This is a genomic window from Fictibacillus norfolkensis (assembly GCF_014836645.1).
GTDB lineage: Bacteria > Bacillota > Bacilli > Bacillales > Fictibacillaceae > Fictibacillus > Fictibacillus norfolkensis.
On the sequence record NZ_JACSQM010000001.1, the window covers coordinates 876,497 to 892,281 of the forward strand.

At 43.5% G+C, this 15,785-nt stretch carries 15 protein-coding genes; 8 read left to right on the plus strand and 7 right to left on the minus strand.

What is annotated here, in order from left to right; genetic code table 11:
- The first annotated feature begins 10 nt into the window (after positions 1 to 10).
- Genes H9648_RS04150 through H9648_RS04160 form a run of 3 tightly spaced genes read left to right on the plus strand, consistent with a single transcriptional unit; the run spans position 11 to position 2,291 of the window.
- On the plus strand, positions 11 to 1,201 hold the full coding sequence (locus H9648_RS04150) for an NRAMP family divalent metal transporter (RefSeq protein ID WP_191752620.1): 1,191 nt from the start codon (positions 11 to 13) through the stop codon (positions 1,199 to 1,201).
- Positions 1,202 to 1,228: 27 nt separating this feature from the next.
- Positions 1,229 to 2,020, plus strand: coding sequence for a putative hydro-lyase (locus tag H9648_RS04155; protein ID WP_191752621.1), 792 nt, complete (start codon positions 1,229 to 1,231; stop codon positions 2,018 to 2,020).
- 1 nt (position 2,021) lies between these two features.
- Positions 2,022 to 2,291, plus strand: a complete 270-nt coding sequence (locus tag H9648_RS04160) for a hypothetical protein (RefSeq protein ID WP_191752622.1) — start codon at positions 2,022 to 2,024, stop codon at positions 2,289 to 2,291.
- Positions 2,292 to 2,419: 128 nt separating this feature from the next.
- Here H9648_RS04160 and H9648_RS04165 read toward each other — a convergent pair whose 3' ends face one another.
- From H9648_RS04165 to H9648_RS04175, 3 genes are all read right to left on the minus strand, one after another.
- On the minus strand, positions 2,420 to 3,220 hold the full coding sequence (locus H9648_RS04165; RefSeq protein WP_191752623.1) for a YihY/virulence factor BrkB family protein: 801 nt from the start codon (positions 3,218 to 3,220) through the stop codon (positions 2,420 to 2,422).
- A 220-nt stretch (positions 3,221 to 3,440) separates the two neighbouring features.
- Positions 3,441 to 4,733, minus strand: a complete 1,293-nt coding sequence (locus H9648_RS04170; RefSeq protein WP_191752624.1) for a hypothetical protein — start codon at positions 4,731 to 4,733, stop codon at positions 3,441 to 3,443.
- 126 nt (positions 4,734 to 4,859) lie between these two features.
- Positions 4,860 to 5,051, minus strand: coding sequence for a hypothetical protein (locus tag H9648_RS04175; RefSeq protein ID WP_191752625.1), 192 nt, complete (start codon positions 5,049 to 5,051; stop codon positions 4,860 to 4,862).
- Positions 5,052 to 5,186: 135 nt separating this feature from the next.
- Here H9648_RS04175 and H9648_RS04180 point away from each other — a divergent pair, with 135 nt between their 5' ends.
- The 4 genes from H9648_RS04180 to H9648_RS04195 all read left to right on the plus strand — a co-directional run bounded on the left by H9648_RS04180 (position 5,187) and on the right by H9648_RS04195 (position 9,442).
- A complete protein-coding gene (locus H9648_RS04180; protein ID WP_191752626.1) occupies positions 5,187 to 6,590 on the plus strand; it encodes a DHA2 family efflux MFS transporter permease subunit in 1,404 nt (467 codons plus the stop codon).
- A gap of 141 nt (positions 6,591 to 6,731) precedes the next feature.
- The gene (locus H9648_RS04185; RefSeq protein WP_191752627.1) at positions 6,732 to 7,184 is read left to right on the plus strand and encodes a hypothetical protein; all 453 of its coding nucleotides are present in this window, start codon (positions 6,732 to 6,734) and stop codon (positions 7,182 to 7,184) included.
- A 443-nt stretch (positions 7,185 to 7,627) separates the two neighbouring features.
- Positions 7,628 to 9,169, plus strand: coding sequence for a PAS domain-containing sensor histidine kinase (locus H9648_RS04190; protein ID WP_191752628.1), 1,542 nt, complete (start codon positions 7,628 to 7,630; stop codon positions 9,167 to 9,169).
- 39 nt (positions 9,170 to 9,208) lie between these two features.
- Positions 9,209 to 9,442, plus strand: a complete 234-nt coding sequence (locus H9648_RS04195; protein ID WP_191752629.1) for a hypothetical protein — start codon at positions 9,209 to 9,211, stop codon at positions 9,440 to 9,442.
- An 8-nt stretch (positions 9,443 to 9,450) separates the two neighbouring features.
- Here H9648_RS04195 and H9648_RS04200 read toward each other — a convergent pair whose 3' ends face one another.
- The 4 genes from H9648_RS04200 to H9648_RS04215 all read right to left on the minus strand — a co-directional run bounded on the left by H9648_RS04200 (position 9,451) and on the right by H9648_RS04215 (position 14,051).
- On the minus strand, positions 9,451 to 10,824 hold the full coding sequence (locus tag H9648_RS04200; RefSeq protein WP_191752630.1) for a GntP family permease: 1,374 nt from the start codon (positions 10,822 to 10,824) through the stop codon (positions 9,451 to 9,453).
- Between the two features lie 87 nt (positions 10,825 to 10,911).
- Complete coding sequence (pdxA, locus tag H9648_RS04205) at positions 10,912 to 11,946, minus strand: 4-hydroxythreonine-4-phosphate dehydrogenase PdxA (protein ID WP_191752631.1); 1,035 nt, start codon at positions 11,944 to 11,946, stop codon at positions 10,912 to 10,914.
- A 30-nt stretch (positions 11,947 to 11,976) separates the two neighbouring features.
- Complete coding sequence (locus H9648_RS04210) at positions 11,977 to 13,284, minus strand: four-carbon acid sugar kinase family protein (protein WP_191752632.1); 1,308 nt, start codon at positions 13,282 to 13,284, stop codon at positions 11,977 to 11,979.
- Entirely contained in the window at positions 13,281 to 14,051 is a 771-nt protein-coding gene (locus tag H9648_RS04215; RefSeq protein ID WP_225218703.1) for a DeoR/GlpR family DNA-binding transcription regulator, read from the minus strand. Before H9648_RS04215 ends, H9648_RS04210 begins: the two co-directional genes overlap by 4 nt.
- 496 nt (positions 14,052 to 14,547) lie before the next feature.
- Between H9648_RS04215 and H9648_RS04220 the strand changes: the two genes are divergently transcribed.
- Entirely contained in the window at positions 14,548 to 15,678 is a 1,131-nt protein-coding gene (locus H9648_RS04220) for a fused response regulator/phosphatase (protein ID WP_191752633.1), read from the plus strand.
- The last annotated feature ends 107 nt before the right edge of the window (positions 15,679 to 15,785 follow it).

Here is a 15,785-nt window from a genome sequence, read left to right on the forward strand (position 1 = left end):
GAGGTAAGTTATGAAGAAAGAGTCAAAAGCAAGTATTCTGCTAGGAGCCGCGTTCTTGATGGCAACATCAGCGATTGGGCCAGGGTTTTTAACACAGACGACACACTTCACGTCCATTCTTGCTGCAAGTTTTGGTTTTGTCATTTTAACATCCATCATTATTGATATCGGTGCGCAGATGAATGTATGGCGAATTATCGCTGTATCTGAAAAACGAGCACAAGATATCGCGAACGCCGTACTTCCGGGCTTAGGTGTATTCCTAGCTGTATTGATTGTTATTGGAGGACTTGCGTTTAACATCGGAAATATAGCTGGTGCTGGTCTTGGTTTAAACGTATTGTTCGGTGTGTCTCCTACAATGGGAGCTGTACTCAGCGGTATCGTTGCCATCTTAGTATTCGTTGTACGTGAAGCTGGAAAAGCGATGGACCGCTTCACACAAGTTGCCGGTTTCGTCATGATCGCATTGACTGTATATGTGATGTTCACAGCACAGCCTCCTGTTGGAGAGGCGGTTGTTAAAACCTTCGCACCTGACACGATTGATATTTTAGCAATCGTTACGCTAGTCGGTGGAACAGTTGGTGGATATATTACGTTTGCCGGAGCACACAGATTGCTTGATGCAGGTATTAAAGGGAAAGAAAGCCTAGGTGAAGTAACAAAAGGTTCGATCTCGGCAATCGGAATCGCGTCTATCATGCGTATTTTCCTATTTTTAGCGGCACTTGGAGTCGTGTCTCAAGGACTTGCACTTGATCCTAAAAACCCTCCTGCTTCTGTATTCCAGTTAGCTGCCGGAAACATTGGTTACAAAATGTTCGGTGTCGTTATGTGGGCCGCTGCCATCACGTCTGTTGTTGGTGCAGCGTATACGTCCGTTTCATTTATCCGTACGTTGAATGCAACACTTGAAAAATACCACAAATGGATCATCATCGGATTTATCGCCATTTCGACCATTGTCTTCGCGCTCGTTGGAAAACCAGTTGCGATCCTAATTCTAGTAGGTGCTTTAAACGGACTCATTTTACCAATCTCACTTGGTGTGATGCTGATTGCGGCATACAAGCCTAAGATTGTCGGAGACTACAAACATCCGATGTGGATGACGGTCTTTGGCATCGTGATCGTTCTGATGATGGCCGCAATGAGTGTTTACACGATGTACACAGAAGTTCCGAAACTTTTCGCATAAATACTACTATATAAAGGGGAGCTTGTTATGAACGCACTAGACCGTTTAACTCCAGTTGAAGCTCGTGAACTGATACGCCGCGGTGAGTGGAGAAAGCCGACAAGCGGACTCGCAAACGGCTTTACGCAAGGAAATCTTGTGGTGTTGCCGAAAGATCTGGCGTTTGAGTTCCTCCTGTTCTGTCAACGAAATCCGAAGCCTTGTCCAGTGCTTGATGTAACAGAACCAGGTTCCGCTGTTCTAGCCTTAGTTGCACCGAACGCTGACCTAAGGGTGGATATACCGAAGTATAACGTCTATCGTCACGGCGAACTCGTTGAAGAGTGTACCGATATTACTTCGCTATGGAATGAAGACATGGTCGGCTTCCTGCTGGGATGCAGCTTTACGTTCGAGCATGCGCTGATGAATAATGGGATTCCTGTTCGACACATCGAGCGCGGCTGCAACGTTCCCATGTTTAAAACAAACATAGAATGCGTGAAAGCTGGACGTTTCGAAGGTCCGATGGTCGTGAGTATGCGTCCAGTTCCAGAAAAAGATGTCGTTCGAGCGGTTCAGGTAACAAGCCGCTTCCCTTCTGTTCACGGAGCTCCGGTTCATATCGGTAATCCAGAAGCTATTGGTGTCTCTGATCTATATCAGCCAGATTTCGGTGACCCTGTACAGATTCATGACGGTGAAGTTCCTGTGTTTTGGGCCTGTGGGGTAACACCTCAAGCCGTCGCGATGCATGTAAAACCTGAGATCATGATCACCCACGCTCCCGGTCATATGTTTATTACCGACGTTCGTGATGAAAAGTATGGTGTTTTGTAAGGTGAGATTGTTAAATGAGGAGAGAATCTGCTTTTGTAGATTCTTTTTTTCTTTTTTAGAGAGCTTTTTTAGGTGTGAGGATGACTATTTAGGTACGAAATTTGTTCCTAGCGGTGGTGGCGAGCGTTTTATCGGTGAAAAGAGAGCGATCATCGGTGCTCGCAGTAACGTTACCGGTGAATACGTTGCTTTTACCGGTGGAACTAAGCACATTAGCGGCGAACATGTAACAAATATAAAAACGCGTACCGTAAAATTCCCATCTGAATGAGTAAACTGTCTGAATTGTCTGGGGTCTGACCCGGGGTCAGACCCCAAACAATTTCACACATTCATTCCACCCACAAAAAAGACTAATCCCTTCTTGGAATCAGCCTCCAAAACTTACATCTATTCACTTTACGTTGGGTGCACCACCGTATTCAGCAACCCACCAAGGATAATAATCATCGCAGACAGATAGAACCATAACATCAATACGACGAGACCTGCAACTTGCCCGTACAGCGCGGAATAGTTGCTTCCACTCACGTACGTAGCGAAGCCCATCGAAACGAGCTGCCAGCCGATCGTCGCAAAAAATGCCCCTGGGAGTACTTTACGAAACCCAAGCTTGATGCTCGGCGCAAATGAGTACAGGACGATAAAAAACAGCAGCAGAAATACGGTTCCGATCCCCCACTGCACAATGATCCATAGCTTTTGGAACGCCATGTTCGAAAAGATACCCTCTAGATACACACGCAATATCTTTTCAAAAAGTGGAACAAAAACAGAAAAAAGTACGGCGATCATAAATCCGACTGTTAACAGTAAGCTTTCGAGAATTTGCTTTAGCATGTTCTCTTCATTTCTTACTTCATATGCATCGTTCATGATACGCTTCATACTCTGAAAGCCCATCGATGAAAGCCACAATGTGACGATCAAACTAAACGACAAGAGGTTTCCTTCCTGTCTCATAACGGTATACGATAATGTTTTTTCGATTAATGCATATGTGCTCTCTGGCGCATATGGCTGGACTAGCTCTAGAATATTTTCTTCTCTTAGTGGTAAATATGTCAGCAATGAATAAATGACGAGCAAAAATGGAAAGACCGACATTAAAAAATAATAGGCCATCTGTGCCGATAAGTCGTACACCCTCATCTTAAGGAATCGGTCACCTAGTTGATTTAGAACTTGAACGATATTCATGTTGCAACACCTCTTCGCTTAAGCCAGTCCAGAAAAATAGTAATATAATATATACGCTAAAAGTTATCCAATTAGATCACTTTTTTTGTAAAAAATTTCCTATGCAGAAAAATTTTCTGATGTAAGCTGACGGCTTAATGCTGCATCAATCACTCAGAAATTAGTAAAGCAAAACACAAAAAAATGCCCCTCATAAGCATGAGAGACATTTTTCCTCAATCTATTTTACCGCTCGAGCTGCGGCTTCCACGAGATCAACTGTTTGGTTCACTGTATTTCGGCGAAACTCCTTGAACTCCTCTGTGATGTATACGGATTTGTCTTCTGGGTAAAATTCTTGTGCCGCTATATGCAGATGTCCGCCTGGAATGTCGGTCGCACCAAGACCTAAGCGAACGCGATTCGAGCGGTACATGCTCTCGTTAGACAGATAGCTTCCGCCTCCACCCTCTTTTGCTTTAGAGCCCGGTGCTGGTCCATCTTCATTACAAACTGCTGGGTCTTCAAAGTTTGGCGGAAGCCATTCACATACTTTATCATTTCGGAAAACCGGCCACGGTCCCGTTTCAGCCGCAATCATCTCTTCATATGGAAGGGTGGTACCAATAAACTCCGGAAGCGGCTTTGGCATCGGCCAATGAGCTACAGGCGGTGTGACTTCTGCTCGTTCTTCGAGCTTGTTGTCAGCTCCCGTATGATAGCGTCCGGCATATCCTTCAATCGCCATCTTACGCGGACCGCCTTGACTGATCGTCATGATTAAGTCCACTTGTTTCGAGCCTTGCTTTAAAAATGGACCGAACGTATTCTCAACGATTCCTTCTTCAAAGTCATCCCATCGAACAGGGAAATTCGCCGCTTGTATGACGGCTAGCCCATCACCTGTCCACACCCAACGTCCGTCGAGCTGCAGACCGCTTGCACCTGAAGGATTGGTTCTTCTAAATTCTTGTTCAAGGCGATACGGATCGAATCCACTAACAAGGATCCGCTTCACTTTCTTGCTTTTTGGATAGTCGATCGTCGTAATGCCTCTCGATGTATATTCTAATGATTTCATTAACTTCCCGCGTTGTTCTTTCGTCACGTTAAATGCAGGATCCCATTGTCTAAGAGCACTCGTCATATGTAATCTTGCCCAGTAAAGCGGCCGGTCATCGTAGGAATCAAGCTCACCTAGATCTGGTCTCTTTCCTTGAGCGCGGTCAACGGCTGTTTTCCATAGTGCTGTTCCATGCTTCTGTATCACTTTTTCAGCTTTCTCTGGAGTTCTTGCTGAACATAGATCTTTTTTAAAATGATCCACGTATGAGTTAAATTCACTTTCCTTCAATAGCTGTTGCGGAATCGGTTTGCCATCCTCAATTCTTTGTTCTTCTGCTGTTAACACTACGTTCGAATCAAAACAGCTTGTCCCATTCTTAGCTTCTGCTGTTTCACCATTTTCAAAAATAACGACTCCGAGCAACAAAGCGCACGTCATTCCAATACTTCTTCCAAATGATATCTTCACGAAACCACTCCTTTTGTTCCTTATTGTAGAATAAAGACGAAATCATTTGAATAGTATGAATTGTTTAATCCTGTATTATCCCGTCTAAAACAGCCATCCTACTACCCAGGTATAAATGAGTGTTTTTTATCTTCGGCTCACATTCAATACGATGATCAACAGAATAAATGCGATTCTGATCATCCGGTCTTTTGCGACCACCTTCAGAAGTCCAATAAAAACGAGACCTAAAATAGGGCGTTCTTCTACTAAAAGAATCGTGATGATATCAACGAGCAGCAAGACTTCATCCAACTCAGCTAACTGTTCCTCACCCATACCCTCACCCGCTTTTTGATTAGTGTATGTTGGGAGTGAAGAGATGCTCATTTTTTAAAAGCATCTTAATGTCATTTCCGTTGAAAATCCTGTAAGCTGTACACATCATAAAATGTTAGATGGGATTGAACGGCTATGGAAACTGCACAAAATGTTAAACAATCGACGATCGTGGCATTACTGCTCGCTGGAACGTTTATTGCGATATTAAACCAAACACTCATGATCACCGCGATACCGCCGATCATGAAAGAGATGAACATCACGGCGAACAGCGCTCAATGGCTGACAACCGTATTCATGCTCGTAAACGGGATCATGATTCCGGTCAGTGCGTTTTTGCTCGAACGATTCACAACACGTCAGCTGTTTATTTCTGCGATGAGTGTGTTCGCTGCAGGAACGCTCGTTGCAGGACTGGCGCCAAACTTTGAGACACTCTTACTCGGCAGAGTCATCCAATCCAGTGGAGCTGGGGTTATGCTGCCTCTTATGCAGACCGTATTTTTGATGATCTTCCCCGTGAACAAACGCGGATCAGCAATGGGGTTAGTCGGGCTCGTGATCTCATTCGCACCTGCTATCGGACCTGCTCTTTCAGGCTGGGTAACATCTCACTATTCATGGCGTATTCTTTTCTTCATCATCCTGCCGATCGCCATCATTGATATTATCGTGGCCTTTTTTGCGTTAAAAAATGTTACGGAAACATCAAAAACAAAAGTAGATGTAACATCGATCATTCTGTCATCGTTCGGTTTTGGAGGGTTGCTATACGGATTCACGTGTGCAGGAAATCTCGGCTGGACTGCACCAAGCACGCTGATTTGGCTCGTGATCGGTGTTGTTGCTCTTGTTTTATTCATCACACGACAACTGCGTTTAGCACATCCGATGCTCGAGTTCAGAGTGTTCGCAAACTCCATCTTCCCGCTTACGATCATCATCGGAATGATCACATTCTTAGGTCTGATCGGAGCGGAGACGATCATACCGCTATTCATGCAGAACATGAGAGACTTTACGGCGTTTGAAGCAGGTCTTGCACTCTTACCAGGTGCTCTCATCACTGGGCTTTTGTCACCGATTACGGGTAGGCTGTTCGATAAATTTGGCGCGCGCTGGCTGGCGATCATCGGATTGACAATTATAACAGGATCATCCTTTGCGTTCGCCACTTTAAGTCCCGCTACATCTTTCACCTTTTTAACCGTCATGTACGGCGTGCGGATGTTTGGCCTTGCGATGGTTATGATGCCTGTGGCAACTGCTGGACTCAACCGACTTCCGAAGCGATTGATCCCGCACGGAGCGGCAATGGATAATACCATGAAAATGATCGCAGCATCAGTAGGTACTGCCATTTTAGTAACGGTCATGACAACTACCGCTGAAACGGCGGGAGCGCGTCCTGAAATCACACACCCTGATATGTATGGCGCGAACATGGCGTTTATCGTCGTATCCGTATTATCTTTGATCGGTCTTGTGACCTCCTTCTTTATAAAAGAAAAACAACCAGAAACAGAGGGCAGCTGATTATAGCTGCCCTTTTGTAAATTTGGTCTATAATAGCTCGATTGTTCGTGACAAGTCTATTAGATTAAGTAATACTAAAGATAAAGCTTTAACGTTTTAACATTTCAATACATATATCTTTTAAATTAGGAGGTTACCATCTTGAATCAGATTCAACACACGTTAGCCAAAGCACTCATAGATGAGGCACCTGCGTTGGCTGAGCAGATACTCACACTACGGTTTAAGAAATACCCAATAAAAGATAAACAGCTGTTTGATCGTCAGTCGTCGACCGATTACATTATGAAATTAGTCCAGCTCATCGGCAGCTCACTCGTGCTGTCACCGTCCGCAAGAGAGGATGGATTAAAAGTTTGGGCGATCCAAACCGCTCGCTATGCGCTCGAATACGGTCAATCATTGGATGTTGCGATGCAATCAACGCTATTTATTCGCAGTGAGATTCTTCGAGTGATTGAACGTCTAGCAGAACAAGAAGAAACAAGCGTAAAAGAAGTGATATTTATCATTCAAGAGATAAATCAGATGCTCGATCTATGCTTTCAGGTGTTCACCGAAACCTATATGGAGAGTATCTTAGAAGCGATGTAATAAGCTGCAGCGACACTTGATCATTAGATCGAGTGTCTTTTTTTTGTACTTTCATAATTTTTTATTTCTTCTTTAATTATTGTTGCTTTTAAACATCATTGAAAAGTTGATTGTAGTGCAAGGTGCGTGCCAACCGCTTGAGAAACTTCTCGCAAGGCATGTGACGAGGAAGCTTACTACGGTAGCATAACTGGTAGACGCAGGAACAAGATACTTCCTTGAAGCGGACAGGTGAGACACCTAAGGGCACAGAGTGCCGAGGTGGCTCACCGCACTCCCCCGGAAAGCGAGTATCCTGGAACGGAAATCAACTCCCACAATACTCACTAAAGAATTACTCAAAAAAAGTTTTATCATTCCTTTTCTTCCAATAGAAGGGATGTTTGTCGAAATGTCGAAGGTTTCATCAGATAAATCGGAAACTGTTACAGGAGGCAAGCCCCATGGAAAGTTGTAGGGAGATAGGAAGTAAGATAAAAGAAAACAGCAAACAACTTGTAGACAAACTAAATCCGATCAAGAATTTAGAGACTGACTTTTCGATCTACAAAACCAAAGTCTCTCACTGGATGGACATTCTTTTTCAATACTTAGGTGAAGGTCTATCAGAAAATGTTCAAACCGCTGAAGAAAAGATTAAGAAGTGGGCTGACGCATTTGGTCAGCGCTCAACTGATATGGAGATCCCGCTCGATTACGCACTTCATTTTATCTTCGAATCCCGCGTTATCGTCTCAGGGATTTTAGAAAAAGAGTTTGAAACTCATGGCTCAAAAGCTGATCGCGCCATCTTTGCGGCAAACCGTCTGAACTTGTTGATTGATACAGCCGCTCGTTCAATCGTTACACATTATACGACGTTCATGCATAACACGAAAAAAGCACTTCAACACACAAATCGAGATTTAGATATCTCAATCCTGGAATTGAATAACATTCGAACTGCCCTCTTTGAAGGAACGATCTTCTCCGTTACAGACCAAGACGATCGCATCATTCAAGTGAACGACCATTTTTGCGAATTAACGCAATATACCCGGGAAGAGTTGATTGGACAAGATCACGGCAAGATTTTCTTTTCAGGCGTTCATTCAGATAGCTTCATTAACCATATTCAACAAGAGATCAAATCCGGTCGTGTTTGGAACGGTGAGATCTGCAACAAAGCGAAAGACGGCTCACTCTATTGGGTGGATACGACGATCGTTCCTTTTTTAGATCCTGTAGGCGTCGCCTATCAGCACATCTCGATCCAATACGATGTGACGGAAAAAAAGAAAACAGAGGAAATTTTATTGAAGTCTGAAAAGGTTTCGCTGATTGGCGACTTAGCCGCGGGAATCGCTCATGAGATCCGCAATCCACTCACCTCCATCGCAGGACTCGTTCAGCTTATTAACGAATCCGATCAGGAGAAGAACACATTCTTTAAAGACATCATTCTGACTGAGATCAATCGCATCAATTTTATCGTGAGTGAACTAATGGTCCTCGCGAAACCTCATGCTGTCTATTTCAGTTGGTTCAATATCGTTGAAAGCATCCAGAACGTCATCGATCTTATGCAGCCTGAAGCGAATTTACGCAACGTCATTATTTCATTTGAGAAAGAGAAAGACATGCCGCTCGTCTATGGTGAGAAGAATCAGCTGACACAAGTGATCTTCAATATGATCAAAAACGCGATGGAAGCCCTGCCTGACGGAGGTAAGATCTCACTCTCGGCTGAACCTGTTGACGGCCACGTCGTTCTGACTGTAAAAGATAACGGAGTCGGCATGACTGACGAGCAACAGAAAAGAATCGGCGAGCCGTTCTACACGACAAAATGCAACGGTACGGGCCTCGGACTTATGGTTTGTTTTAAAATCATTCAAAACCATGGAGGAACGATTCTAGTAGACAGCAAACAAAAGGAAGGCACCTCCTTTCAGATCACATTGCCCGTACATGCCGTTGCAGCGGTTGATCCTTTACATAAATAGCGCGTGACAGTGAGAATCTACATGTTGTAGGTTCTTTTTTTGTTGGATTTAGATGGTATCGAAGGAGTTAGCGGTGGTCTTGAGCTGTTTGACGGTCATCACAGCTTGATTACACGTGCAAAGCGGAAGTTTAGCAGTGGAGCGACCACGTTTACCGGTGAAAACGAGCACTTTACCGGCGAACGCGTAACAGATTATAAAAACACGTACCGTAAAACCTCCCCTCCACACACAAAAAAGCCTCACCATGAAATAGGTGAGACTCTGTTTTAAACATCTGTTTAAAAGAACATATTCGCCACTAAAAGTGACACTAATCCTACGAACCAACAGATCGTAGTCGGTACTGACCAGACCATGATCTGCTCTTTCACCTCTTTAATGCCTAACATTCGGTTAACAACCCAGAACAAGCTGTCGTTAAAGTACGAGAAGATCATTGAACCCATCGCTGCAGCTTGAGCCGCGAGTGCCATGTTCACATCTAGCTGAGAAAGGATCGGTGCTGAGATAGATGCGGCGGTTATCATCGCTACCGTACCACTTCCTTGTACGAGGCGAACAATCGTCGCAACGAAGAACGGAATCAAGATCGCTGGTAGGGGAAGATCTGCAATTTTTTCAGCGATAAAGTTCCCCGCTCCACTTTCACGAAGTACATTTCCAAGCGCTCCACCTGCACCTGTAACTAACAGGATGATACCTGCTGTCTGAATTCCCTCCTCCATTCGGTCAAGTGATTCAGATCGACTTAAGTTACCGGCTAAAGCGTAGATCGCTACAATGAGTCCGATACTTACAGCAATAATCGGTTTACCTAAGAAAATTAGGATTCCGTAAAATCCAGATGTAAGTTCAAGTGCAGTTAACGTTGTGTTTAAAAAGATTAATAGAATGGGCAAAACAATTGGTAATAGTGAGCGGCCTAAAGACGGCAGATCATTTTCTCTCGTGCTAGCGAGCTCAATAAACTCTTGATAAGCTGCTTGTTTAGTAGGACGTGTAAATCCTAGCTCAGAATCATCCGGCACTTGATAGATTCTTTTACCAATCCACTTGGCGTAGAGAACTCCCGCAATCATAGTCGGAATGGCAAAAAGAAGACCAAGACCGATCATTAGACCGATATCAACTCCAAAGATTCCTGCTACACCTAGTGGACCAGGCGTTGGCGGTACTAAAGAGTGCGTAATCACAAGACCCACCGCTAAAGCAACACCTAACGAGACGACCGACTTCCCCGTTTTCTTAGACAGAGCTTTTACGAGTGGATTTAAAATAACAAATGCTGAGTCAACAAAGATCGGAATGGAAACCACATAACCTGCGATCGCCATCGCCCATTCTTCCTTTTTCCTGCCGACTGCTTTAATGAGTGAATAAGCTAACGTTTCAGCCGCTCCTGACACTTCGAGAATCCGTCCGATCATCACACCGAGTCCGATTACGATCCCAATAGAAGCAAGCGTGCTCCCGAACCCAGCCGAGATCGTATCAGCGACTTTACCTGGTTCCATTCCGCCGACAAGACCGGCGATCGAAGCCGCAATGATAAGAGCTAGAAATGCGTGAATCTTCGTTTTTAAAACGAGAAAAATTAATGCAATAACCCCAAGAACTAAACCAGCTACCATTTGTGCTCCTGAAACTTCCATTTCATTAACCCCCTTTAATGTAAGCGCTTTTATTTTATTGAAATAATTGTGAAGGGCATGAAAACCCTTCACTTTCATCTGACTATCTTAAATGCTGTTCGCTGTAAACTTAGGTGCATATTGAGCAGCCAGTTTGATACACTCTTCCATACTCGTGCTCTCTGCAATGTTCTTTCCAGCGATATCGAACGCTGTTCCGTGGTCTACCGATGTTCTTAAGAACGGAAGGCCGTTCGTGATAGAAATCGTTCGATGAAAATCTGTCATCTTAGCTGCGATATGTCCTTGATCATGATAGAGAGACAACACCGCATCATATTTTCCGTTAAGTGCTTGGAAGAATACAGAGTCTGCAGGAACCGGACCTACTGCGTTGATTCCGTCTGCAACAGCTAGCTCAATACCCGGTTTGATCTGCTCGACTTCTTCCCAGCCAAACAAGCCGCCTTCGCCGCTATGCGGGTTCAGACCAGCAACGGCCCAGCGTCTGTTTTCAACGCCTAGACGAGCGAGCGCTCGATCACATCGTACTAAATAATCATGTACACGTTCTTTCGTCATAGCTGCAATCGCATCTTTTAATGAAAGATGACGTGTTAAGAAGAAAATTCTCATTCCTCTTACTTCGAACATCGTTAGAGGATCATCAGAACCTGCAAGTGCTTCAAGCATCTCCGTATGTCCGATGTAAGGAACATTCGCGGCTTTTAATGATTCTTTGTTGATCGGCGTTGTTGCCAGCGCTTTAACCTCACCTGCTGTAGCAAGCTCTACCGCTTTTTTAATGTATTCAAACGCTCCTTGTCCACCTTGAGCAGAAACTTCACCATACTGCAGCTTGTTCATATCAATGTTGTTTACGTTGATCACATCAACTGTTCCTAGTTCGTACTTTCCTTCTGTTGGTGATGTTACTTCATTAATTGTGAGGTCTGCGCTTACGATCGCAATCGCTTTTTCTAGAACTGCAGCATCTCCGATTACGAGCGGTTTACAAACATCATAGATCTCTTTTTTGGCAAGAGACTTCATCGTAATTTCTGGTCCTATACCAGCTGGATCACCCATTGGAATCGCGATAATCGCTTTTTCTGTTGTTGTCGTTTTTGTTGTCGTTGTCATGTTTCTTCCTCCTCCAGTTGTTTTATAGATTTATTGAACTTGCTTTGTAGACGTTTGGTTTGCTAAAAGGTGTTTTACTATCGTGTGAATCGCTTTTTTGTCACCGACCATGCCGCCTTTTGTTGCGAGCGGTATACCATCAAAATAACCTCCGATGAATTCACCGTATGCGACGAGAGGAAGCACTTCGTTTTTTAACTTGATGCCTTCTGCTCTTCCAACAGAACAGAGTGAAGCCGTAACATCTCCTCCACTGGAGAAACAGCCGCCGATCTCATAATTCGTTGACTGAATGACAATACGTGTGATCTTTCCTAATCCATCCGCGATTCTTTTCGCGAGTTGATCCTGACTCACACCTTGCTCTTCAGCCAGTCGTTTTAGTTCTAATCGTTTTGCCTCTGGTGAATTGGTCGTGATGATCAGGATGTCTTGTTGATGGATAGCTTCTAAGGCAGCTGTTACAGCTCTTTGAACTTCAGTTTCCCAGCTTTCCGATAGACTTGCTAATTTTTCAGCATCAACATAGACCGGTTTTGCATCTGTTTTATCGATCAAGTATGTCAGCTGCTCTCCACTTAAAGAGGTTACGCTTCCGACGGTAACAAGTATCTTTTTACTTTGTGTGTGAAGAGACGTGTAAGCCTTTGCATAATAAGCTGTTAGTGGTCCAGGGTCTACCGGTACGAGTTGGTAGTCCGCAATCAATGCCATCGCATGGGCGATATCTTCAATCTCTTCATCTGTTACCGCATCCATCACAAGGATACGATTTCCCTCGTCTATTTTTCGCTTTAGCTCCTGCAGAATTCTTTTCTTTCCTTGTAAAACAGTTTCGAGCCCGATGTGTGATACAAGATGCTCACTCTGTTTACTTATAATTGAAGGAACATATGATTCTGTAAGAGGCATGACCGGATCCTTGGCAACATCTGTCGCTTGAACAGGTACACCATCGACGAGCAAGTAACCGCCAGATGTGATACGGCTTGAATCTGGAAACGATGCAACGACAACCGCAATCGATCGTTCACCAAGTTCATTTAAGACCATATCGATCTCTGTTCCGATATTTCCTCTTACGGTACTGTCGATACGTTTACAAATAACATCCGCACCCCAACGCTGAAGGTTGCTTAGAGACTTTTTGATCCGCATCTCGGATACATCTTTTCGTGCATATCTGCTGTCTGTATCAATACACACTGCGTTGTAGTTGCCAGATGCTGGCTCTTGATCGTAATACACCATCGTTGCCGCTTCAAAACCTTGCTTGATCAGTTTTACCCCTGTCGCATTGGCACCTGTTAGATCATCTGCGATAACGCCGATTTTCATCCCTTTTCACCACCTTCAACGGTTACAACTTCTAAATATTCATTCAGCATTTTTTCCGTTTCATCTGATAGTTGTTGATCTGTAATCAAACCGTGAATTTGGTTTAAGTCACAAACCTTTGTTAATGATTTTTGATCAAACTTGCTAGAGTCAGCCACGAGCCATGTTTTCTCTGATGCTTCAATCATCAGCTTTTTGATCGCAGCCTTCTCATAAGTCGGTGCTGTAACACCCGCTCGGCCGTGGATCGCATGAGCTCCTAAGAAAAAGAGATCCACGTGAATGCCTCTTAACATCTGTTCTGTTAACGGGCCGAACAATGTTCCGACCGTATTTTGCAGTTCACCGCCAGTTACGATCACTTTCACATCTGTATCAAGTAGCTCAGCTGCGATCTTAATATCATTCGTAACTACTGTGATCGTCGTTTTCTCTTTTAACAATTTTGCGATCTCTAACGTTGTTGTTCCTGAATCTAAAAGAATAGTAGAGTGATCCTGTATGAATTGCACAGCTCTCTCGGCGATCGCTCTCTTACGTTCGTTGAACTTTCCTTCTTTTGTTCGGAAAGAGGATTCCACGACTAACGGCTTGTTAAGTATCGCTCCGCCATGCGTCCTAATAATCTGGTCCGTTTCTTCGAGAAAGGCAAGATCACGGCGGATTGTCATCGCCGAAACATTTAATTCATTTACTAATTCTTCAATCTCAATTTTTCCGTTCTCATTTAATTGTTGAAGAATTTGCTCTCTACGCTCTTTAGGCATTATTTTCATCACCTTTGTTATTTTCGAACATCTTATATGTATTATAATGTTATAAACGAACAAATATGTCAATGATTTTGTTTAAAACGAACAATAGAATGAATAATATATATGGTAAATGGAGACTAGCTGTGGCGATAAGTGTCGAAAATCGTTTAAATTTTTTTATACGTGAAATTATTCTTGTTATCCGTGAAATTAATAGAGTTATCCGTGAATATAATTTGGATTACCGTTGATATATTTCATGGAGTCTATCTGGTGTGAACAAACCGTAATAATGTTCGTATCCTGAACACAGTCTATTACGCAACACACCCCTCTTCTGCGATAACTAGCATAATCTCCTCCACTACCTTCTTCCACCATCACGATCCCACTCTAAATAATCTAAAAAATAGTCCCTTTCCTCATTTACTTGTATACTAGAGTTATAGATATGAATGATATTAGAAAAATACACAATAAATGGTACATATAAGGGGAAGAAGTTTGAATGTCCATTCTGATCGTTGATGACAATACAGTAAATTTATTTGTAATAGAGAAAATACTTAAGAATGCAGGATACGAAGACTGTACCTCACTCTCATCGGCTCAACAGCTTTTTGATCACCTCGAAAATAACGAAAAAGAGCTGAACAAAAAGTCGATCGACTTGATCCTCCTTGATATCATGATGCCGGAGATCGATGGGATCGAGGCTTGCCAGCGCGTTCAAAAAGACGAGCGCTTCAAAGACATTCCGATCATCTTCATCACAGCGCTTGAAGACTCTACGAAGTTAGCGGAAGCGCTCGACTGCGGCGGTATGGATTACGTGACGAAGCCTATAAATAAAGTAGAACTGCTTGCTAGAATTCGAGTCGCACTGAGATTGAAGTACGAAAAAGACTGGCATGCTGAACAAGAGCAAAAGATTCAGAACGAGCTCGATCTTGCGATGCAAGTTCAAAAAGGCTTGTTGAATCCTCCTATCAAAGAAGACAATATTACGATTAACGTATCTCACCTGCCTTCCTTTAAGCTCGCGGGCGATATGTATTATTGGCACAAGTTCGATGACCATCGTTATGGCATCATCTTGCTCGATATGATGGGCCATGGGATTTCATCTTCTCTTGTCTGCATGTTCATCTCTTCTGTAATGCGGGATAGCATTAAAGAACTTAAAGATCCTGAGCTTGTGATCAAAGAATTAAACCGATACATGGCACTTCTGCATAACCCGAAAAATGACTACGACTACTATTTTACAGGCATCTATCTTTTGATCGATACGGAGAAAAAGACGGTTGAATACGTGAATGCCGGACATCCAGAAGGCTATGTGCTCGTTGATAATTCGCTTCAATCCATCGAACGCAGCTGTTTTGCTGTTGGTTTCTTTGAGCAGATCGAAGTGAAGAAGTCTGTTATCCAGTATGAAGACAACATTCAGATACTGCTCTTTACGGATGGTGTGTTAGAAGCTGGCGACGACGAAGAATTGATGCTGGAGAAGCTGAAGTACGTGGCTTCGGAAAAATGGAGCAACATCCGCTCGCCGATCCATCTTGTGATTCCAGAAGAACAACAAAAAGGTCAGAGTGATGACATGTGTATCATGATGATTCAAGCCAAATAAAAAAGCAGGATAGAAGAGGTTTTCACACCCTGATATGCTCCCCTTTAGGTAGACAGATGAAATAAAAAATCTGTTTATCTTAAGGGGAGTTTTTTTATGGGGTATTC

Bases quoted from the DNA above. Each gene is read 5' to 3' on its own strand.
- H9648_RS04150 (WP_191752620.1), top strand. From the start codon at position 11: ATGAAGAAAGAGTCAAAAGCAAGTATTCTGCTAGGAGCCGCGTTCTTG.
- H9648_RS04155 (WP_191752621.1), top strand. From the start codon at position 1,229: ATGAACGCACTAGACCGTTTAACTCCAGTTGAAGCTCGTGAACTGATA.
- H9648_RS04165 (WP_191752623.1), bottom strand. From the start codon at position 3,220: ATGAATATCGTTCAAGTTCTAAATCAACTAGGTGACCGATTCCTTAAG.
- H9648_RS04175 (WP_191752625.1), bottom strand. From the start codon at position 5,051: ATGGGTGAGGAACAGTTAGCTGAGTTGGATGAAGTCTTGCTGCTCGTT.
- H9648_RS04180 (WP_191752626.1), top strand. From the start codon at position 5,187: ATGGAAACTGCACAAAATGTTAAACAATCGACGATCGTGGCATTACTG.
- H9648_RS04190 (WP_191752628.1), top strand. From the start codon at position 7,628: ATGGAAAGTTGTAGGGAGATAGGAAGTAAGATAAAAGAAAACAGCAAA.
- H9648_RS04200 (WP_191752630.1), bottom strand. From the start codon at position 10,824: ATGGAAGTTTCAGGAGCACAAATGGTAGCTGGTTTAGTTCTTGGGGTT.
- pdxA (WP_191752631.1), bottom strand. From the start codon at position 11,946: ATGACAACGACAACAAAAACGACAACAACAGAAAAAGCGATTATCGCG.
- H9648_RS04210 (WP_191752632.1), bottom strand. From the start codon at position 13,284: ATGAAAATCGGCGTTATCGCAGATGATCTAACAGGTGCCAATGCGACA.
- H9648_RS04215 (WP_225218703.1), bottom strand. From the start codon at position 14,051: ATGCCTAAAGAGCGTAGAGAGCAAATTCTTCAACAATTAAATGAGAAC.
- H9648_RS04220 (WP_191752633.1), top strand. From the start codon at position 14,548: ATGTCCATTCTGATCGTTGATGACAATACAGTAAATTTATTTGTAATA.